Annotated in this window: 7 protein-coding genes, 1 tRNA gene and 12 pseudogenes; 11 read left to right on the top strand and 9 right to left on the bottom strand. The window is 59.4% G+C overall.

Annotation, left to right across the window (positions count from 1 at the left end):
* Positions 1-170: 170 nt before the first annotated feature.
* Positions 171-1,367 (bottom strand): annotated as a pseudogene (gene dxr, locus ACW4PC_RS12445) (1-deoxy-D-xylulose-5-phosphate reductoisomerase).
* A 311-nt stretch (positions 1,368-1,678) separates the two neighbouring features.
* On the opposite strand from dxr, the gene ACW4PC_RS12440 reads away from it, so the two are divergent.
* Positions 1,679-2,326, top strand: a complete 648-nt coding sequence (locus ACW4PC_RS12440) for a hypothetical protein (RefSeq protein ID WP_455874009.1) — start codon at positions 1,679-1,681, stop codon at positions 2,324-2,326.
* A gap of 75 nt (positions 2,327-2,401) precedes the next feature.
* On the top strand, positions 2,402-2,668 hold the full coding sequence (locus tag ACW4PC_RS12435) for a BON domain-containing protein (protein ID WP_455874008.1): 267 nt from the start codon (positions 2,402-2,404) through the stop codon (positions 2,666-2,668).
* Between the two features lie 90 nt (positions 2,669-2,758).
* Here the strand turns inward: ACW4PC_RS12435 and ACW4PC_RS12430 are convergent, their stop codons facing one another.
* Entirely contained in the window at positions 2,759-2,923 is a 165-nt protein-coding gene (locus ACW4PC_RS12430) for a hypothetical protein (RefSeq protein ID WP_455874007.1), read from the bottom strand.
* 350 nt (positions 2,924-3,273) lie between these two features.
* Between ACW4PC_RS12430 and ACW4PC_RS12425 the strand changes: the two genes are divergently transcribed.
* The 4 genes and pseudogenes from ACW4PC_RS12425 (at position 3,274) to ACW4PC_RS12410 (ending at position 9,084) form a co-directional block, all read left to right on the top strand.
* Complete coding sequence (locus ACW4PC_RS12425; protein ID WP_455874998.1) at positions 3,274-3,813, top strand: DUF992 domain-containing protein; 540 nt, start codon at positions 3,274-3,276, stop codon at positions 3,811-3,813.
* 481 nt (positions 3,814-4,294) lie between these two features.
* Positions 4,295-6,238 carry a PrkA family serine protein kinase gene (locus ACW4PC_RS12420; RefSeq protein WP_039846313.1) on the top strand — a complete coding sequence of 648 codons (1,944 nt, stop codon included), beginning with the start codon at positions 4,295-4,297 and terminating at the stop codon, positions 6,236-6,238.
* 19 nt (positions 6,239-6,257) lie between these two features.
* Positions 6,258-7,535: a YeaH/YhbH family protein gene (locus tag ACW4PC_RS12415; RefSeq protein WP_455874006.1), complete on the top strand. Its 1,278-nt coding sequence runs from the start codon at positions 6,258-6,260 to the stop codon at positions 7,533-7,535.
* Positions 7,532-9,084 (top strand): annotated as a pseudogene (locus ACW4PC_RS12410) (SpoVR family protein). The gene ACW4PC_RS12415 and the pseudogene ACW4PC_RS12410 overlap by 4 nt, the downstream one beginning before the upstream one ends.
* Before the next feature lie 36 nt (positions 9,085-9,120).
* Here ACW4PC_RS12410 and ACW4PC_RS12405 read toward each other — a convergent pair.
* Both ACW4PC_RS12405 and ACW4PC_RS12400 read right to left on the bottom strand, forming a co-directional pair.
* Positions 9,121-9,197 (bottom strand) — tRNA-Arg (locus tag ACW4PC_RS12405).
* A gap of 73 nt (positions 9,198-9,270) precedes the next feature.
* Positions 9,271-10,439, bottom strand: a pseudogene (locus ACW4PC_RS12400) (M20 aminoacylase family protein).
* A 176-nt stretch (positions 10,440-10,615) separates the two neighbouring features.
* Here ACW4PC_RS12400 and ACW4PC_RS12395 point away from each other — a divergent pair.
* Together ACW4PC_RS12395 and ACW4PC_RS12390 are read left to right on the top strand one after the other, a co-directional pair.
* Positions 10,616-11,703, top strand: a pseudogene (locus ACW4PC_RS12395) (D-alanyl-D-alanine carboxypeptidase family protein).
* Positions 11,704-11,714: 11 nt separating this feature from the next.
* A pseudogene (locus ACW4PC_RS12390) lies at positions 11,715-12,928 on the top strand (CobW family GTP-binding protein).
* Here ACW4PC_RS12390 and ACW4PC_RS12385 read toward each other — a convergent pair.
* The 5 genes and pseudogenes from ACW4PC_RS12385 to ACW4PC_RS12365 all read right to left on the bottom strand — a co-directional run bounded on the left by ACW4PC_RS12385 (position 12,872) and on the right by ACW4PC_RS12365 (position 16,715).
* Positions 12,872-13,099: pseudogene (locus ACW4PC_RS12385) on the bottom strand (sulfurtransferase TusA family protein). The pseudogenes ACW4PC_RS12390 and ACW4PC_RS12385 sit on opposite strands and share 57 nt — an antisense overlap.
* A 5-nt stretch (positions 13,100-13,104) precedes the next feature.
* Positions 13,105-14,399 (bottom strand): annotated as a pseudogene (locus tag ACW4PC_RS12380) (L,D-transpeptidase family protein).
* A 126-nt stretch (positions 14,400-14,525) separates the two neighbouring features.
* Positions 14,526-15,535 (bottom strand): annotated as a pseudogene (locus ACW4PC_RS12375) (acetyl-CoA carboxylase carboxyltransferase subunit alpha).
* Positions 15,536-15,597: 62 nt separating this feature from the next.
* Positions 15,598-16,566, bottom strand: a pseudogene (xerD, locus tag ACW4PC_RS12370) (site-specific tyrosine recombinase XerD).
* A complete protein-coding gene (locus ACW4PC_RS12365; RefSeq protein ID WP_455875077.1) occupies positions 16,563-16,715 on the bottom strand; it encodes a hypothetical protein in 153 nt (50 codons plus the stop codon). Before ACW4PC_RS12365 ends, xerD begins: the two are co-directional and overlap by 4 nt.
* Positions 16,716-16,903: 188 nt before the next feature.
* Between ACW4PC_RS12365 and ACW4PC_RS12360 the strand changes: the two are divergent.
* From ACW4PC_RS12360 to ACW4PC_RS12350, 3 pseudogenes are all read left to right on the top strand, one after another.
* Positions 16,904-17,479: pseudogene (locus tag ACW4PC_RS12360) on the top strand (shikimate kinase); the annotation flags it as partial.
* A gap of 18 nt (positions 17,480-17,497) precedes the next feature.
* A pseudogene (gene aroB, locus ACW4PC_RS12355) lies at positions 17,498-18,630 on the top strand (3-dehydroquinate synthase).
* Positions 18,627-19,938 (top strand): annotated as a pseudogene (locus tag ACW4PC_RS12350) (HlyC/CorC family transporter). The pseudogenes aroB and ACW4PC_RS12350 overlap by 4 nt, the downstream one beginning before the upstream one ends.
* The last annotated feature ends 1 nt before the right edge of the window (position 19,939 follow it).

The following is a 19,939-nucleotide window of genomic DNA, read 5'->3' as shown; positions in this document are numbered from 1 at the left end:
GAACGCCGACCACAACAGTCCGGCGATACAGATAGATAATTGACAGCCGTTTCGATTCGGCCAGCAGCGCTTCCGACGTTGTGCCATTGCAGTCGCTGCGCTCATCGTAGCGATTGTGCACCAGCGGTCGCTAGTCGGGAAGAAAAGGACCGCCAATCAGCGGCCTGCCGTCAGGCGGCTTTTTCGTTGAGCGCAATCAGTTCGGCAGCAAGCCTGCGGGCTTCAGCGTCGGCCGCAAAGACGTCATCCATCGTGTGCGCGCCACCCGTGCCGGCCATCCTGTCCATAACGGCTTCGACAATATCGGCCATTTGCAGGAGAGCCGATCCGTTTCGTCGACGAAGGCATGAAAGGCCACTTCTTCAGCAGCATTCATGATCGCTCCTTGCAAGCCGCCTCGCTCCAATGCCGTGCGCGCAAGCCTGAGAGCGGGGAAACGCTTTTCGTCCGGCGCTTCGAAGTCCAGGCGAGAGAGCTTTGCGAAATCCAGGCGCTCGACATTCAGCTTCGGCCGGCGCGGATACTCCAACGCATAGCCGATCGCCGTTCGCATATCCGGGCTGCCGAGTTGGGCGATGATGGATCCATCGGTGTAACCGACCATGGAATGGACGATCAGGTTGCGGATGCACGACCACCTCGATCTGGTCCGGGCGGACACTGAAGAGGTGCTTAGCCTCGATCATCTCCAGTGCCTTGTTGAACATCGAGGCACTGCCGATGGAGATTTTCAAGCCCATCGACCAATTCGGATGGGCGCGTGCGGTTGCCGCAGTCACATTCGCCATCTCGGCGCGCGACCAGGTGCGGAAAGGACCGCCTGATGCCGTGAGGATGATCCGTTCGACGGCGTGCCGCTGATTTTCGTCAAGCGACTGGAAGATGGCACTATGCTCGCTATCGACCGGGATCAACAGCCCGCCGCCTTTCAGCACCGCTTCGACAAAGAGATCGCCTGCTGAAACAAGGCACTCCTTGTTTGCCAGCGCGATCGCCGCACCCTTGCGCGCTGCCGCCAGTGTCGGCACCAGCCCCGCCGTGCCGACGATGGCGGCCATGACCCAGTCCGCTTCGATGTCGGCGGCTTCCGCCAGTCCTTGAGCGCCGGCTGCGACCCCGATACCGCTGCCCGAGAGCTCGGCCTTCAGCGATCTGTATTTGCTGTCGCTTGCGGTGACTGCTAGCCGGGCGCCGGTCGATCTTGCCTGCTGCGCAAGAAGCTCAATATTTTCATTTCCGGTCACCACGGAAATTTCATAGCTCTCACGGCCGCCCAGCTGCTGGATGACATCGAGCGTATTTTGCCCGATCGAGCCTGTTGAACCAAAGATGCTAAGGCGCCGCGGCGCGTTTGTGGCGGTCGTCATGCGGGTTTTTTGCCGAAGATTTCCCATTAGCCTCTGGCTCTACAAGGCTTTGAAATGGGCGGCAAGTGTGCAGTGCAGCACTTTTCTACCGTTGAGTGGTTTACACGATGAGCTTCGGATGTGATCCTTATAACAATTCCTGCGGGGTTTAACTCCGCAGTTGTTCTGCAGTCGCCGATGAACTCATGTCGCGCTGCATGGCAAACGGCATCAGATGCCGGGCCAGTTCACAAATCGGGAGGAGTTGAAAGGATGCGTGGAAGCGCATCAGCGGGTTTTTGCGCGGTGCGCGCTGAGTGCGATTGGATTTGATGACGACGTTTAAGAAAATACTATTGTCGGGCGTATGCCTTCTGGGGGCCCTTCCGGCCAAGGCGGACAATCTTTTGATCTGGGCACCAGTGCGGGTTTCCGAGCAATCCTACAAGGCGACGATGGGTTTTCGCCTGCCTTTCGAATGGGAAACGAGCGCCGGCGCCGACCTGGCGCTCGCGTCGACCGATGGCGAGGCTATCCAGCCCGGCTCCGAACAGGCGACGTTTTGGGGAAAGATCACAAAGGCGCGCGTCACGCCGGCAGGCAAAGCGCAACAGGATGCAAGCCTCCGGATCGATACGTTGCGCGGCAGTGGTTCGCTGATGCTGAGCCGCTCGCGCAGTTTTATTCTCTCTGACTCGCTCGACCTGCAGACAAGCCGGGCTGTCAGCGTCGGCTACGCTGCCGTCGAAACGCGTCAGACGTCGGTGACGGCGACCCAGGCGCTGAAACTGATTTATCCGTGGACTGGAACGTCAATTTCGGCAGGAAGCAGCGTGACGGATTTCGGCAAGGATTTTTCGAGTTCAGTGGGCGTCAGCCAGACTGTTCTTCCAAACCTCAATCTCAATGCTTCGGTGACCGATCCGCTTTCGTCGGGACGTTCAGCCAGCGTCAATGTCAACTACCGGGTAAGCTGGTAGGCGATCACGAGATCGACGGCTGCAACAAAGCCGGTTGCCTTTGCGTTTCCCCGCAATCCAACAGGAGGAACGATCATGGTTTTCAAGAAGGCTACATTCCACGGGAAGCAGCCTGGAATCGAAGCGGTGTCGGTCGATCATGCATCGCTTGAAAGGGCAGTGGCTGGCGCGCTTGCGACAGCTGGCGGCATCGACGCTTCGGACGTTGAAGTAACGGCCGAAGGCGACGACATCGTACTCACCGGCTCGGTTGGTACTGCCGATGAAATCGAACGTGCCACGGCCGTCGCGCGAGCCGTTCAGGGCGTACGCTCTGTTCGAAACCGGATCCTGCCTGGTTGAATGCACACGCGCCACCATAAACCAGGACGAAAGATTGGCACCCCGCAGTTGGACCGGTGGATTGCGCGGCCTACATTACTTTTAGCTGATTCAGCCGGCAAAGCGCTCGCTAAGGAATACCGAGCCATTGCCTGCGCCGCCCGCGCGGTCGGTCTTTTCTGTGGTGACTGGGCCGGACGACTGATGAGCGATTGCAAGCAACAGGCCACTGATCGCGACGTAAGCAATCGCAAGGATGGTCATCTTTGTACGCATGACGAAACACTCCCTGTTTCGCCTTCAACGCCAGCCCTATTTCAAAGTTCCCGATGACGATATCGGGAGCCATTTGCTCGCTGTCGCTTTTCCGCCACTTGCTGGGAGAAAAGGACGCCGACCCGGGCCGATTTAGGCTGCGCCTTCGAAATGTCCGTTTGCGATGTGAGCAGTGTTTGCTGTCCGCAACATGCAACCAAGGCACGGCGCCCAAGGCACGGCGCCATGACATGCAGATAAGGGGGAGACAGTTGGGATCATTCTTCGACGACGCACGTTATGTGTTTCAGAGTTTGTTCTTCGCCGGCTGAACCCAATGCCATCGCCATAATTTGAGTAAGGAGACCATGATGAAAAAGTCCATTGCGATGATAGTTGCCGCAGCGTCACTGGCTCAAGCCTGCGTGACGGCTGCAAACGCAGCAGACACGATCCGGCGCTACCAAGAGCCAGACGCACGCACCTACCAAGAGCCGGACGTACGCGGTGGGGTCAAGATTGGCCTCCTGACATGCGATGTCGGTGGAGGCCTAGGCTACGTGCTGGGTTCAGCGAAGGAGGCCGACTGCGTTTTTTCTTCGAGTGTTGGTCAGGAGATTTCCGATCACTATACCGGCGATATCAGGAAACTCGGTGTGGATCTCGGCTTCACGACGCGCAGCCGCCTCATTTGGGCCGTCTTCGCGCCGACTGCCGGCTATCATCGCGGCTCGCTCGGTGGCCTTTATGTCGGCGCCGTGGCTGAAGCCACGCTTGGCGCCGGTGTCGGTGCGAATGTCTTGGTCGGTGGTACCGCGGGATCGATCCATCTCCAGCCTCTCAGCGTAACAGGCCAGCTCGGTCTCAATATTGCAGCGGCCGGCGCGTCGATGACGCTCACCCCGGCCTGACAAGTTGCGTTACGCCCCTTTCGTCATGTCGGAAGGGGCGCCAAGCTCGGATGAGGAGTTTGATGTTTGGTTCGGCAAATATAGCAAAAGCGTCCGCTGGAGCATGTAAGGCTCGCGTTCCCGCGCTGTTTATGCCGGCTCGTGGGAATCAAAATCGTAAGCGCAACTGGTCAAGCGTGGAATCTTTCGATTTTCCGCGCGCGGGAATCAGCAGCAGCGGCATTAGAAGCCCTTTGCGGCCTCATGTCACGTCCTGAAATGTGCTGATATCGCACTGGCGCCTTACGAATTAGGATATAGTATAGTTAGTTTGATTGGAGCCAAAACGACCGGTGGATGCACATTTTTGTGCATTGCCATAGACGGCCGACAGGTGTCCAATCAATTCATTAAACATATTGATTCTCAACGAAATGTTGTTTCCATTGCGGTGGTACGGCTATTTCGGGAGCCTGTGGCATAAACCTTGAATGGAGGGCCCATGCTGAATGAATCCGTGTTCGATGCGTTTACGCGTAACTATGAAACGCGACGCGAAACTGAGATGTCCATCACAGAATACTTGTCGCTCTGCAAGCAGGAGCCGCTTGCCTATGCCAACGCGACGGAGCGTCTCCTAGCAGCGATAGGCGAACCGGAGGTATTGGACACCGCCAAGGACCTGCGCCTCGGTCGGGTCTTCATGAACAGGACGATCCGGACCTACCCGGCCTTCACTGGCTTTTACGGCATGGAGGAGACGATCGAGCGTATCGTTTCCTTCTTCACACATGCCGCACAGGGGCTCGAGGAGCGTAAGCAGATTCTTTATCTGCTCGGTCCGGTCGGCGGCGGCAAGTCGTCGCTGGCTGAACGATTGAAGCAGTTGATGGAAGTCCATCCGATCTTTGTGCTGAAGGCGGGCGAGGAGGTCAGTCCGGTCTTTGAAAGTCCGCTCAGCCTCTTTGATCCAGCCACAATGGGGTCGCTGCTCCTTGAGGAATACGGCATTCCGACGCGGCGGCTGACCGGGCTAATGAGCCCTTGGTGCCTGAAGCGGCTTGACGAGTTCGGTGGCGATATTTCCCAATTCCGCGTCGTCAGAATGCAGCCTTCGCGGTTGCGCCAGATCGCGATCGCCAAGACCGAGCCGGGCGACGAGAACAATCAGGATATTTCTTCGCTGGCGGGCAAGGTCGATATCCGCAAGCTTGAGACCTATTCCCAGAATGATCCGGACGCCTACAGCTATTCCGGCGCGCTCAACCGCGCCAACCAGGGCCTGCTGGAATTCGTCGAGATGTTCAAGGCGCCAATCAAGATGCTGCATCCCCTGCTGACAGCGACGCAGGAGGGGAATTACATTGGTACCGAAAATATCGGCGCCATTCCTTTTTCGGGCATTGTTCTTGCGCATTCCAACGAGGCCGAATGGCAGAGTTTCAAGGCGAACAAGAACAATGAAGCTTTCATCGACCGCATCTGCGTCATCAAGGTGCCGTATTGCCTTCGGGTCACCGAGGAGCAGAAGATCTACGAGAAACTGATCGAAGGGTCGGAACTCGCGGATGCTCCTTGTGCACCGGGGACGCTTAAAATGCTGGCGCGCTTTTCGGTGCTTTCGCGCTTGCGAAAGCATGAAAACTCGACATATTTTTCCAAGATGCGCACCTATGACGGCGAAAGCCTCAAGGAGACCGATCCGCGCGCCCGTAGTGTCCAGGAATATCGGGATGCGGGCGGCGTTGACGAGGGAATGGACGGAATATCGACACGTTTCGCCTTCAAAGTGCTCGCTTCGACCTTTAATCATCACACGAGCGAAGTGGGGGCCGATCCGGTTCATCTGATGTACGTTCTGGAACAGGCGATCCGCCGCGAGCAGTTTCCTGACGAGATCGAGAAGCGCTACATGGAGTTCATCAAGGCCGAACTCGCGCCGCGCTATGCGGAGTTCATCGGTAACGAAATTCAGAAAGCCTATCTGGAATCCTATGCCGATTACGGACAGAATCTTTTCGATCGCTACGTGGACTATGCCGATGCCTGGATCGAGGATGTGGACTTCAAGGATCCGGATACCGGCCAGCTTCTCGACCGGGAACTGCTCAATCAGGAGCTGACGAAGATTGAAAAGCCGGCGGGCATCGCCAACCCGAAGGACTTCCGCAACGAAATCGTCAAGTTCTGCTTGCGGTCGCGGGCAAACAACAGCGGGAAAAACCCGTCCTGGACGAGCTATGAAAAGATCAGGGAGGTGATCGAGAAACGCATGTTCTCGCAAGTCGAGGACCTGCTGCCAGTTATTTCGTTCGGCACGAAGAAGGACGGCGAAGCCGAAAAGAAACACAGTGAATTCGTTTCGCGCATGACCACGCGCGGCTACACCGAAAGACAGGTTCGGCGCCTCGTGGAATGGTACATGCGCGTTAAGCAGGCAAGTTAACGCTCACGCGGGAGCTATCATGCACATTGTCGACCGCCGGCTCAATCCGCGCGGTAAAAGCTTGGAAAATCGTCAACGGTTTCTTCGGCGCGCGAAAAGCGCCGTGCAGCAGGCGGTGAAACGTTCTCTGCAAAGCCGTAATATTCGGGACGTGCTCGACGGTGGCGAAATCACCCTGCCGATTGACGGCCTGACAGAGCCGGGTTTCCGCCGGGGCGAGGGCGGCATCAGCGATCAAATTCTGCCGGGAAACAGAGCCTTCGTTGAGGGGGACATCATCCCGCGGCCGCCTGGCAAGAGCGGCGGCAGGCCGAAGGAGGCAGGTGAAGGCGACGGCGAGGATGGTTTCCGCTTCGTGCTGACGCGCGAGGAGTTCCTCGACGTCTTTCTTGATGATCTGGAACTGCCCGATCTCGCCAAGCGGCGGCTGACGGAAACCGAGGAAGAAAGCCCTGTGCGGGCCGGTTATTCGGTATCCGGTTCACCGTCCAACATTGCTGTCGGTCGCACGACGCGGATGGCGATGATGCGACGGATCGCGCTTCGCCGCCCGCGCATCCAGGAGATGGAAGCACTTCGGCGCGAGATCGGGGAATGCGAAGACGACGAGAAGCGCCTGTCTCTTGAGGCTAAACTCAACGCGTTGACGGAAAAAAGCCGGCGCATTCCTTATATCGATCCGCTCGATGTGCGCTATCGCCGCTTCGAAAGCGAGCCGAAACCGGTGGCGAAGGCCGTCATGTTCTGCCTGATGGACGTCTCCGGCTCTATGTCGGAGCATATGAAGGATCTTGCGAAGCGGTTCTACCTGCTGCTCTACCTTTTCCTGTCGCAGCGCTACAAGAAGGTCGAGATCGTCTTCATCCGCCATACGGACAAAGCCGAAGAAGTCGACGAGGAAACCTTCTTCTATGGTCCGGCGACGGGCGGTACGCTGGTATCAAGCGCACTTGCGGCGATGCGCACGATTGTCGCGGCGCGATTCGATCCGGCGGAGTGGAACATCTATGCCGCCCAGGCTTCCGATGGTGACAACTCCTATTCGGACGGCACCATGACAGGGCAACTGCTGCGTCATGAGATTTTGCCGCTGTGCCAGTATTTCGCCTATATCGAGGTCGGCGAGGAAGACAGCGATTCCTCCGTGTCCCGTTCACCGCTCTGGACGCTTTACGAAGGGATCCGTGCCGAACAGGTGCCCCTGTCCATGCGCAAGGTGTGCCGGCGCAACGAAATATTCCCGGTGTTCCACGATCTCTTCCAGAAACGCGATGCACAGTCGAAGGTGGCGCCATGACGACCACGTCGATGTCAAAGGAGCGGTTGCTGTTTAACGGCGCCGACTGGGATTTTCCAACGCTCCAGCGCGTTCATGACGCCTGCGAGGAGATCGCGCTCGGCGAACTCGGCCTGGATGTCTACCCAAATCAGATCGAGGTCATCACTTCGGAACAGATGCTGGATGCCTACTCGTCGACCGGCATGCCGCTCTTCTATCGCCATTGGTCCTTCGGCAAGCATTTCGCCCATCACGAGGCTTTCTACCGTCGCGGCATGCGCGACCTTGCCTATGAAATCGTCATCAACAGTTCGCCCTGCATCTCCTATCTGATGGAGGAGAACTCGGCGACGATGCAGACGCTTGGTCATCGCGCACGCCGCTTTCGGACATAATCACTTCTTCAAGAACAACTATCTCTTCCAGCTCTGGACGGATGCCGACGGTATCCTCGACTACCTCAATTTCGCCAAGAGCTACATCGCCCGCTGCGAGGAGCGCTACGGCGAAGTCGAGGTCGAGCGTACGCTCGATGCCGCGCACGCGCTGATGTCGCATGGCGTGCATCGGCACGCCGGCAAGACGAAGGTCGACCTTCGTGGCGAGGAGCGGCGGGAGCAGGAGCGCCGCGTCCACGAAGAGCAGGTGTTCAACGATCTTTGGCGCACTGTTCCCGCCGGCAAGAAGCGCACGGCAGCCGATGTCGGCCTGGAGAAGCGGCGCCTCGCCCTTGGCCTTCCTCAGGACAACATCCTCTACTTCCTCGAAAAATCAGCGCCATTGCTGCAGCCATGGCAGCGTGAGATTTTGCGCATCGTCCGCCATGTCGCGCAGTATTTTCACCCGCAGCGCCAGACCAAGGTGATGAACGAGGGAACGGCCACCTACGTCCACTACCGGATCATGAACAGGCTTCATGAGCGCGGGCAGATCAGCGACGGAAACTTCCTCGAATTCCTGAAATCACATGCCAATGTCGTGTTCCAGCCCAACTACGACGATCGTCGTTTCTCGGGCTTCAATCCCTATGCGCTGGGTTTTGCAATGATGCAGGATATCGAGCGGATCGTGACGGCACCGACGGAAGAGGACAGGGCGTGGTTCCCGGACATTGCCGGACAAGGCGATGCAATGTCCGTGCTGCGTGACATCTGGGCCGATTATCGGGACGAGAGTTTCATCAATCAGTTTCTAAGCCCCAACCTGATCCGCCAGTTGCGCCTTTTCCATCTTTACGACGACCCGGAGCAGGAAGAAGGAATTCTGGTTTCGGCAATCCACGACGAACGCGGCTATCGGCGCATCCGCCGTCAGCTTTCCCGCGAATACGACATCGGCTGGATCGACCCGGGAATAGACATCGTCGATGTCGATCTTGCCGGTGACCGCCGCCTTCTCTTGCGCCACAATGTCACGAACGATTGGTTTCTTCAGGAGGCCGAATACGAAGCTCGTCCTGCAGCATCTCGCCAATCTTTGGGGCTATGACGTCTTGCTTCAGGAAGTCGATAGTTCAAATGAAGTGGTGAAGGAACACACCGCCAGCCCTCGCAAGCCCATTCAGTGAGGCACTATCCGCATTGAGGGCTTCCTCGGAATGTTTTGGTGATCCCGGCGCGATTCGAACGCGCGACCCCCAGATTAGGAATCTGATGCTCTATCCTGCTGAGCTACGGGACCACTCCGTGCCATGCATACAAAAGGCTTGGCGGGAAGCCAAGACTTTTTTGAGGCTCTTATCGAGTATAGATTTTCACGCGCCCAAACGCTGTTCGGCAAGGCGGACCCAATAGGAGATGCCGTGGGCAATGGCTTCGTCGTTAAAATCATAGGCCGGATTGTGAAGGCCTGCGCTGTCGCCGTTGCCGATGAAGATGAAAGCGCCGGGACGGGCGTTCAGCATGTAGGAGAAATCCTCGCCTCCCATCATCGGATCGATTTCGCAGTTGACGTTTGCCGCGCCCGCTATGTCGCTGGCGATGGCAATCGCATGGGTCGGTCTCGGTGGCGTGGTTGACGGTGACGGGATAGTTGCGGTGGAAACTGATGTCGGCCTGCGCGCCATGGGCGGCGGCCAGGCCGTTGATGATCTGCTTCAGCCGTGTTTCCGCCAGATCGCGGACTTCTGCGTCGAGCGTGCGGATCGTGCCGGCGATCATGCGCGTCATTCGGAATGACGTTGTGGGCGAAACCTGCATTGAACTTGGTAACCGAGACGACGACAGAACGCAGCGGATCGGCGCTGCGCGAGGCGATCATCTGCAGGTTGGTGACGATCTGCGCACCGATCGCAATCGGGTCGATCGTCCGGTGCGGCTGGGCGGCATGACCGCCGAGGCCCTTGATCGTCACCGTGAACTCGTCCGTTGCCGCCATGATCGCGCCCTTGGCGGATGGCGAACTGCGCCGACGGGAAGGCCCGGCAGGTTATGCATCCCGTACACCTCCTCGATACCGAAGCGCTCCATCATGCCGTCCTGGACCATCAGGTTGCCGCCGCCGCCGCCCTCTTCGGCCGGCTGGAAGATGACGGCGATGTTGCCGTTGAAGTTGCGGGTCTCGGCAAGATATTTCGCGGCGCCGAGCAGCATTGCCGTGTGGCCGTCATGGCCGCAGGCATGCATCTTGCCGGGCGTCGTCGAGGCCCAGGGCTTGCCGGTGATCTCCAGTCAGCGGCAAGGCGTCCATGTCGGCGCGGAGGCCGATCGTGCGGCTGCCCTCTCCCTTGCCCTTGATCAGGCCGACCACGCCGGTGCGGCCGATGCCGGTCACGATTTCGTCAACGCCGAACTCCCTGAGCTTGCCGGCAACGAAGGCTGCCGTGTTTTCGACCGCGAAAAGAAGCTCCGGCCGGGCGTGGATATGGCGGCGCCATTCGGCCACTTCGGCTTGCATTTCAGCGGCTCTGTTCAAAATCGGCATACGTAGCTTCCTGTCGTCGAAATCGGGTTGTCCGGCGGCTTGCGCAATGCTGCGCCGCGGAAATAACTTATTCAATGACCTTTGCCATGTCATGGCCATATAAGCTAAATAGGTGGAGCTTTCGAGATTTCCGGACATCTTAGGGACGAACCGTGTCAGACGACGCCAGAAACCGTTTGATTTCACTCGCAGCCACCGTCTACCGCCGGCCTTTTTTCTTCTCGGTTCCGCTGGCGCAGGCCAATCCGCATATCCTCGTCGATGTCCAAAGCGGCCGCGTGCTGGAGCATGAGGAAGCCTTTCGCAAATGGTACCCGGCATCGCTGACGAAGCTGATGACGGCCTATACGGTGTTCAATGCAATCCGCGCCGGCGAGATCAGCCTCGAAGCGCCGATCGTCATCAGCAAGCAGGCGGCTGCCCAGCCGGCTGCGAAAATGTATTACAAGCCGGGGCAGAAGCTGACGCTCGACAGCGCGTTGAAGATCCTCATGATCAAGTCGGCGAATGACGTCGCGGTTGCCGTGGCAGAGGCCGTCGCTGGGACGCAGGATGCCTTTGTCCTGCGCATGAATTCCGATGCAGCAAAGCTCGGCATGTCGGATTCGCATTTCGTCAATCCGAACGGCCTGCCGGGCAGGGGCCAATATACGACGGCGCGCGATCTCGCAGTCCTGACGGTCGCGTTACGGCGTGACTTCCCGCAATATGCGGGCTATTTCGCTCTTGAAGGCTTTACCAACGGCAAGACGAACACGCCGAACTATCAATCATGCTGATCGGCCGTTTCGCCGGTGCGGATGGCATGAAGACCGGTTTCATCTGCGCGTCGGGCTTCAACCAGATCGGTTCGGCGACACGTAACGGCCGCACCATCATTTCGGTCGTTCTGGGCACAGACAGCCTCGCGGCGCGTGCGGATGCGACGGCGAACCTGTTGCAGAAGGGCTTTACGGCACAGTTTCCCGCAGTCGATACCTTGGGTTCGTTGAAACCCTACGGACTGGGGCAGGATCAGGTCACCGACTTGAGCGCCGATATCTGCAGCGCAAAGGGTGCCAAGGTGCGCAGCGAAACGCGCGACGAGGTCGGCCGCATGAAAGTGCAGTCGCCCTATATCCAGGAAATGGATCACGAGCCGCGTTACGTCTTTGCCGGCCTCATTCCCGGCCAGGAAGTCCAGCCGGACAAGATGGCAAAGGCCGAGGCAATCGGCGACCTTGCCAATGTGCCGGTACCGCTGCCGCGCCCGACGTCCTTCTAAGGCAAAAGAAAATGAGCAGTCATCACGACACAATCCCGGTCACGATCCTGACCGGCTTTCTTGGCGCCGGTAAGTCAACCTTGCTGAACCGCATCCTCAAAGATCCGGCGATGAAGGATGCCGCCGTTATCATCAACGAATTCGGCGATGTCGGCATCGACCATCTGCTCGTCGAAAGCTCGGGCGATGCGATCATCGAGCTTTCTGACGGCTGCCTTTGCTGCACAGTGCGCGGCGAGCTCGTCGATACGCTGGCAAACCTCATGGATGCGGTGCAGACCGGCCGGGTCAAGCCCGTGAAACGTGTCGTGATCGAGACTACGGGCCTTGCCGATCCGGCGCCGGTCATGCAGGCGATCATGGGCAACCCGATTATCGCCACCAATTTTGAACTCGACGGCGTCGTAACGGTCGTTGACGCAGTCAATGGTCTTCAGACGCTCACCAATCACGAGGAGGCGCGCCGGCAAGTCGCAGTCGCCGATCGCCTCATCGTGTCGAAGCAGGCGATGGCATCCGCCGAGCTGTCTGTCGGCGCTGGAGGCGCGGCTGCAGTCACCTCAATCCGCGCGCGGTGACCGATGGATGCTGACAGCGCGCCCGACCGGTAGCGCTGCGAGATTCTCGTAAACGGTCTATACGACCCGGCAACGAAGAATCGCCGACGTCGGCCGCTGGCTTCGCGACGAAGACGAGCAATGATGACCATCACCATGACCATGGCCACGATCACCACCACCATCATGGTCATGACGCATCAAGATCCCCATGATGTGAACCGTCACGATGCGTCGATCCGGTCCTTCTCGATTGTCGAAGACAAGCCGATCGAGCCGATGGCGCTCGAGATGTTCATCGACCTGCTGCGCTCCGCGCATGGCGAAAAGCTGCTGCGCATGAAGGCCATCGTTCCGCTTCGGACAGACCGGAGCAGGCCTCTGGTGCTGCATGGCGTGCAGAACATCTTCCACCCGCCGGTGCGCCTTCCGGCCTGGCCGGATCCGGTCGACCGGCGCACGCGCATGGTTCTGATCACCAAGGATCTGCCGGAGGACTTCGTGAAGGACCTCTTCGACGCATTTCTCGGAAAGCCGCGGCATCGACACGCCCGATCGCGCGGCTCTCAACGGACAATCCGCTCGCCATTCCTGGCATGAAGATCTGCAGATTATCGCTTGCGGATCAGGAAACGGTGACCGGTTTCGGTTATCTCCGTTTCCAGTAACGCGTGGCCGTCTTCCTTACAGAAATGGGGGATGTCGATCACCAGCCAGCGGGTCGGTCGTTTCGACGCCGAATCAGCGCGCCGCTCGTCATGGAAGAGAGCTTGCTGGCGGGTCTTCAGCACGGGAAGGGGGCATTTCAGGCCGCGCAGGTCATAGGAAAAGGCGTCCAAGCCGCTCAGTTCCTGGCCCAGAATTTCCAGAACGGCTTCTTGGTGGCTTCGGCCGTTTCCTGCGGAGGCGGTTCCGGCGCGAAAGGCCAGCGGATTCTGCGTCGGAACGGGGATGATTGGCAGGTACAACCGGCTGCAACGGCCGTCGCATTGTTGGCTGAGCAGGTGCTGCCGCCGGTGCCGGCGTTGCAGCGGCGGTCGCCGTCGGCATTGGCCGCGGGTGCAGCGGTGCGTTCGGACATCATTGGTCCTCAAGTTCGGCTACCTTGACCATGCGGCCCGCCTCCAGCGACGTGCCGGTCGGAGCATAAGCGAGTTCGCGGCCCTTGCGCTGCTTGGCGACCGACGGCTTTGCGCTCGGCTTCGGTTGGGTCGTACCAGGCCATGCCGTCGAATTTCCTCATCGGCCCTGGCGATAGTCGGTCGTCGTATGTTTTGTTATAGGCAGCAAGTGCTGACGCCAGCGCCGGCGGCGTGGACATCGCTGGGCACTGGCCGGCCGGCATTGAAGGCGGCGCTGCCCTCGCGCTAACTGCTGGTTGAAGACATATTTCTTCTCGCAGACATTCACTTCCGGCGGGCGCTTGGTGACCTCGAAATTGTCGTAGCCGACCTTCAGCATCTTCCAGAAGTCGTAGTTGCTGGTTCAGGCGATGCTTGAACCATGTTTTCCGCCGTCATGCGGAAGGGGAAAGCCTGCAGCTGCACGGTTGCCTGGCCGCCCTTGAAGGCATCGCGCGCGAAAGCGTAGATTTCCAGAACCTGCTCGTCGGTCATCGAATAGCAGCCGGAAGACGAGCAGGCGCCGTGGATCATCAGAGTCGGAGCCCGTGCGGCCGTTGACGGCGTCGTATCGGTTCGGGAAAGCCGGTGTTGATCGCCAGATAATATTTGGAGTTCGGGTTCAGGTTCGCCCGTGTCAAGTTGTAGAAGCCCTCCGGCGCCTGCCGGTCGCCAGTCTTGACCTTCGGGCCCAGCCGGCCGGACCACGCGCAGATCTTGTAATCCGGCGATCTTGTCGAAGCGGTTGTCGCGTCTTTGCCTTCCAGATCTTCGAGGGCGCCTTCTTCCTTGAAGATGCGGATCATGATCGGGGAATTGCGGTCCATGCCTTTCGTCCGCATATCGGCAAGGATATGGCCGGGACAGCGGTTGCTCGACCTTGTTCTTGACCTTCGACAGATCAGTACGCGGTGACGGTTCCAAAGCGTCGTTGCAGCCGGCAAGAGCCAGCGCCATGCAGCGAAACATAGGCAAAATGACGTAATGCGCATTTCCCAACAAGCCCATTAAGATCGATACGACCCGGTCCGCGTCCATGGAGTCCGGGCGATCCCAAAATCATAGGCGGCTTATACTTCACAATTTCTTACCAGCCTATGACTTGCCCAAGGATATCCCGCAAGCGCGACTGCTACAGATAACATTATTGTGGCCAAGGTTTGGCCGCAATCCGGTCGACGTATGCTGGGATGTCCGTGCAGAGATTCCGGCCCATGGCGAGGAATTTCTGGCGGCGGTCCTTGCGCAGCTGTTCGCCGGAACGCGGCGAAAGTTCGGCCAGGGCGCTGGCGATGACATCGCCGGTGGCGGCTGATGACGCTGTCCGGATCGCGATGCGCGCCGCCGAGCGGCTCGGGAATGATGCCGTCGATGACGCCAAGCGACTTCAGGTCCTCGGCGGTGATCTTCATGTTGGTTGCTGCTTCCCTGGCGCGGGTCGAATCGCGCCAGAGAATGGAGGCCGCGCCTTCCGGCGAGATCACGCTGTAGATCGAATGCTCGAGCATATAGACCTTGTTCCCGGTCGCGATCGCGATTGCGCCGCCGGAGCCCCCTTCGCCGATGATGACGGAGATGATCGGCACTTTCACGCCAAGGCACATTTCCGTCGAGCGCGCGATTGCTTCAGCCTGGCCGCGCTCTTCAGCACCCACGCCTGGATAAGCGCCAGCGGTATCGACGAGGGTGACGACCGGAAGGCCGAAACGGTCAGCCATTTCAAGAATGCGGATCGCCTTGCGATAGCCTTCAGGGCGGGCGCTGCCGAAATTGTGCTTCAGTCGGCTCTTGGTGTCGCTGCCCTTTTCCTGGCCGATGACGGCAATCGGCTGGCCGCGGAAGCGGGCAAGGCCCGCCTGGATCGCCGCGTCCTCGGAGAACTTGCGGTCGCCGGCGAGCGGCGTGAACTCCTGGAACAGCGTTTTGGCGTAATCGACGAAGTGCGGGCGCTGCGGATGGCGAGCGACCTGCGTCTTCTGCCAGGCGTTGAGCTTGGAATAGATATCGACCATCGCGTCGCGGACGCGAACCTCCAGCCTGCCGACCTCATCGGACGGTGTCGATGCTCTCGTCTTCGGAAGCGAGCTTCTTCAGCTCGATGATCTTGCCTTCGAGGTCGGAGATCGGCTTTTCGAAGTCGAGATAGTTGTGCATGAGGTGCGTTTCCGTTCCTTGTGCCCGGGGCATCTTGCTGGCCTTGCCCCATGTCGCCGGTCCTATTCGTGCTTTTTCGCCTGTTTGGCAAGGGGGTGATGCGTCTGAACCAGCTGCTGCAGCCTTTCTTCAAGGACATGCGTATAGATCTGTGTCGTCGAAATGTCGGAATGGCCGAGGAGTTCCTGAACTACGCGCAGGTCGGCGCCGTTAGCAAGAAGGTGGCTGGCAAAGGCGTGACGCATGACGTGCGGCGAGATCATTGATGGCGTCAGGCCGGCGCGGATCGCGAGGTTCTTCAGGTCGCGGGCAAAAACCTGGCGCGGCAGATAGCCTTCCTTGGAGGCTGCCGGAAACAGCCAGGGGCGATCAACTGCTGACTCCTTCGCCGCTGGCGTTCTCTTCTGCGAACGACCGGCCATAGGCCTTGAGTGCAGCTGATATCGCCGATTGAGACAGAGGTACGAGCCGCTCCTTGTTGCCCTTGCCGCGGATCATCAGGAAACGCCCTTCTTGGTCGAGCACGCGTGCCGGCAGCGAAACGAGCTCGCTGACGCGCATTCCTGTCGCGTAGAGCAGCTCCAGCAGCGCCAGCATCCGCCGGCGCTGCAACTGGCCATCCGCTGGGATCGTCGGCCTCGGTCTCGGCCTGTGTCAGTAGTCGCTGTCACCTCCTCGACGCCCATCGTCTTCGGCAGAGCTCGCGCCCTTCTTCGGCGCGTCGAGTACGCCCGTCGGGTCGTCGTACACGCAGGCCTTCGGCATAAAGGAACTTGTAGAATTGCCGCATGGCGGCCAGCCGGCGCGCCTGGGACGAGGACTTGAAGCCCCGTTTCGGAGAGCGAGGAGAGGTAGGCGGCGAGATCGCCGGAGGCCGCTTCGGTCAGCCGCACGCTTGCGCTCGTTCAGGAAGGTGCATGGAGGTCGTCCAGATCGCGCTCGTAGGATTGCAGCGTGTTCGCGGCAGCACCTCGCTCGGCGCTCATCATCTCCAGAAAGGCTTCCACGTGGACGCGGCTCAGGTCCTTCATGCCGGATCACTTCTTCGCCGGTGTCGATCGCGCCCGTTGCCGGCGGGTTGATCCGTCTCCGACGGGATGCGGATCGTCACGTCGCGCGGCTGTGGCTCCACGAAGGTCACGAGCGCCACCATCCCGCCATAGATCGCCCCAGCGATCATCGCCAGGACAGCACAATAGACGCAAGAGGGTCGGCATTTCGCAACTCCATGATGCTCTGCCTCTTTTATGAAGAAGCGGGTTTGCAAGTGCAAGAAGCGGCTATTTGAACCATGTTTCCCTGGTCCTGCGACTTGACGCTACACCCGCATTTGTCGATACCGTTTGCAAACAAAGTGTGAATGGACCGATGAGTGACCCAGTTGCTGACAGTGGGAGACAGCCTGAAAGACAGAGCTCGCGCCACGCTCGGGTCCCGCAATCTGATCCTCGTCGGCCTCATGGGCGCCGGAAAATCCTCCGTCGGCCGCATCGTCGCCCAGTCAGCTGGGTATTCCTTTCATCGACAGCGATCGTCGAGATCGAGCGCGTCTCCCGCATGACGATCTCGGAGCTTTTCGCAGCCTATGGCGAAGAGGAGTTCCGGGCGCTGGAAACGCGCGTGATCAAGCGGCTGCTGAAGAATGGGCCGCGCGTGGTATCTCACCGGCGGTGGCGCCTTCATCAACGATCGGACGCGCAAGCACATCAAGAAGGGCGGCCTTTCCGTCTGGCTGAAGGCCGATCTCGACGTGCTGTGGGAGCGGGTCAGCAAGCGCGACACGCGCCCGCTCCTCAAGACCGAGAATCCAAGGCAGACGCTCGAAGGCCTGATGAACGCGCGATACCCGATCTATGCGCGAAGCCGACATCACCGTGCTTGTCGCGCGATGTCCGCAAGGAAGTCATGGCTGACGAAGTGTTGAAAGCCGTGATCGAAGCCCAGAACCGAAAGTACCGCACCATGAATGCGATCACCTCCGCTCCGCCGAACGAAAGGTTCACGTGCCGCTCGGCGAGCGCGCCTACGACATACTGATCGGGCCGGGCCTGATCGCGCGTGCTGGAGCGGAAATAGCGTCCCGGTTGAAGGGTCGCAAAGCTGCGATCATCACGGATGAGCATGTGGCGCCACTCTATCTCGAAGCTCTCGTCAAAAGCCTCGAAGGCTCGGGCATCATGTCCGCGCAGCTTGTGCTGCCCGCCGGCGAGAAGACGAAGAGCTTCGAGCATCTCATGACCGTCTGTGACAAGATCCTGGAGGCGCGCGTCGAGCGGAATGATTACGTCGTTGCGCTTGGCGGCGGCGTTATTGGCGATCTTGCCGGCTTTGCCGCCGGCATCGTGCGTCGCGGCGTGCGCTTCGTGCAGGTGCCGACGTCGCTGCTTTCGCAGGTCGATTCTTCCGTCGGCGGCAAGACGGGCATCAACAGCCGACACGGCAAGAACCTTATCGGCGTCTTCCATCAGCCGGATCTGGTCCTTGCCGATACGGATGTTCTTAACTCTCTCAGCGAGCGCGAATTCCGTGCCGGCTATGCAGAAGTCGCGAAATACGGTCTTATCGACAAGCCGGATTTTTTCGCTTGGCTTGAAACAAACTGGAGCGCCGTCTTTGCCGGCGGCTCTGCGCGTATCGAGGCGATTGCCACAAGCTGTCAGGCGAAATCCGATGTCGTGGTCGCTGACGAGCGCGAGAACGGTCCGCGGGCGCTTCTCAATCTCGGCCATACTTTTGGGCACGCTCTGGAGGCGGCCACAGCCTATGAGAGTGCACGCCTGGTGCATGGTGAAGGCGTTTCGATCGGCATGGTCCTCGCACATGAATTTTCCGCGCGCATGAATCTCGCAAGCCCTGATGACGCCAAGCGGGTTGAGAAACATCTGAAAGAGGTCGGCCTGCCGACGCGCATGGCTGATATTCCGGGCGCTCTTCCGCCGGCTGAAACGCTGCTCGAGGCGATGGCGCAGGACAAGAAAGTGAAAAACGGCAAGTTCACCTTCATCCTGACGCACGGCATTGGCCGGTCGTTCATCGCCGATGACGTGCCGGCTTCCGAAGTGTTGGGCTTCCTCAAGCAAAAGCAGCCGCAATGACACTCGAAGGCACGCTGGCATTTCTTGCGGTTTACTGGCCGGAAATCGTTTCCATCGTGGCCCTCGTGCTGATATCAGCCTTCTTCGTTCGGTTCGGAGACGGCACTGACGGCGGTCTCTCGCAGCCGCATGCATACGCTGGAAGCCAACGGCGAAATGCGCGCCGGTCTTGTGCGCCAGCTGATCGAGCGGCGCGACCGGCTGATCGGGGCGCTGCTGATCGGCAACAACCTTGCAAACATCCTGTCTTCGTCTCTGACGACCAGCTTGTTTCTCAGTCTCTTCGGCAGCTCGGGCGTGGCGCTTGCAACGCTTGCGATGACTGTGATCCTCGTCATTTTCGCGGAAGTTCTGCCGAAGAGCTGGGCGATCTCGTCACCTGACCGTTTTGCATTGAGCGCGGCATTGCCAATCAAGCTCTTTGTCGCTGTCGTCGGCCCGATCTCATCTCTCGTCAATGCCGTCGTCCGCCGGATCCTGGGGAGCTTCGGTGTCACCCTATCGCGTGAAATCCCAATGCTGACGGCGCACGAGGAACTGCGCGGTACCGTCGATCTGTTGCATCGCGAGGGGGCGGTGGTGAAGGCTGACCGGGATCGTCTTGGCGGAATACTCGACCTGAGCCAGCTCGAACTCTCCGACATCATGGTCCATCGCACGGCGATGCGGGCGATCAATGCAGATGACGCGCCTGAGGTAGTGGTTCGCACGATCCTCGAGAGCCCCTATACCCGCATGCCGCTGTGGCGCGGCACGATCGACAACATCATCGGCGTCGTCCACGCAAAAGACTTGCTGCGCGCGCTGGCCGAGCCGAACGTGGAGCCGGAGAATCTCGATATCGTCAAGATTGCCCAGAAACCCTGGTTCGTGCCGGACAGCACCAATCTCGAAGATCAGCTCAATGCGTTCCTGCGCCGCAAGCAGCACTTCGCCGTCGTCGTCGATGAGTATGGTGAGGTGCAGGGCATCGTGACGCTCGAGGACATCCTGGAAGAGATCGTCGGCGATATTTCCGATGAACACGACATCGATATGCAGGGCGTGCGCCAGGAATCCGACGGCTCGATCGTTGTCGATGGCAGTGTGCCGATCCGGGACCTGAACCGCGCGCTCGATTGGCAGTTGCCCGACGAAGAGGCGACGACGATCGCCGGCCTCGTCATCCATGAATCGATGACGATCCCGGAAGAGCGGCAGGCCTTCACGTTTTACGGCAAGCGCTTCATCGTCATGAAGCGCGAGAAGAACCGCATCACCAGGCTACGCATCCGTCCTGCTGCGGAGAACGAGACCAAACCGCTCTGAA

It is taken from the genome of Rhizobium yanglingense, assembly GCF_977109285.1.
Note: the sequence above shows the minus strand (reverse complement) of the source record. Positions and strands in the feature narration are given on the sequence as shown.

Coding starts and splice junctions, on each gene's coding strand:
- ACW4PC_RS12440 (WP_455874009.1), top strand. CDS start 1,679: ATGACGACGTTTAAGAAAATACTATTGTCGGGCGTATGCCTTCTGGGG.
- ACW4PC_RS12435 (WP_455874008.1), top strand. CDS start 2,402: ATGGTTTTCAAGAAGGCTACATTCCACGGGAAGCAGCCTGGAATCGAA.
- ACW4PC_RS12430 (WP_455874007.1), bottom strand. CDS start 2,923: ATGCGTACAAAGATGACCATCCTTGCGATTGCTTACGTCGCGATCAGT.
- ACW4PC_RS12425 (WP_455874998.1), top strand. CDS start 3,274: ATGAAAAAGTCCATTGCGATGATAGTTGCCGCAGCGTCACTGGCTCAA.
- ACW4PC_RS12420 (WP_039846313.1), top strand. CDS start 4,295: ATGCTGAATGAATCCGTGTTCGATGCGTTTACGCGTAACTATGAAACG.
- ACW4PC_RS12415 (WP_455874006.1), top strand. CDS start 6,258: ATGCACATTGTCGACCGCCGGCTCAATCCGCGCGGTAAAAGCTTGGAA.
- ACW4PC_RS12365 (WP_455875077.1), bottom strand. CDS start 16,715: ATGATCGCTGGGGCGATCTATGGCGGGATGGTGGCGCTCGTGACCTTC.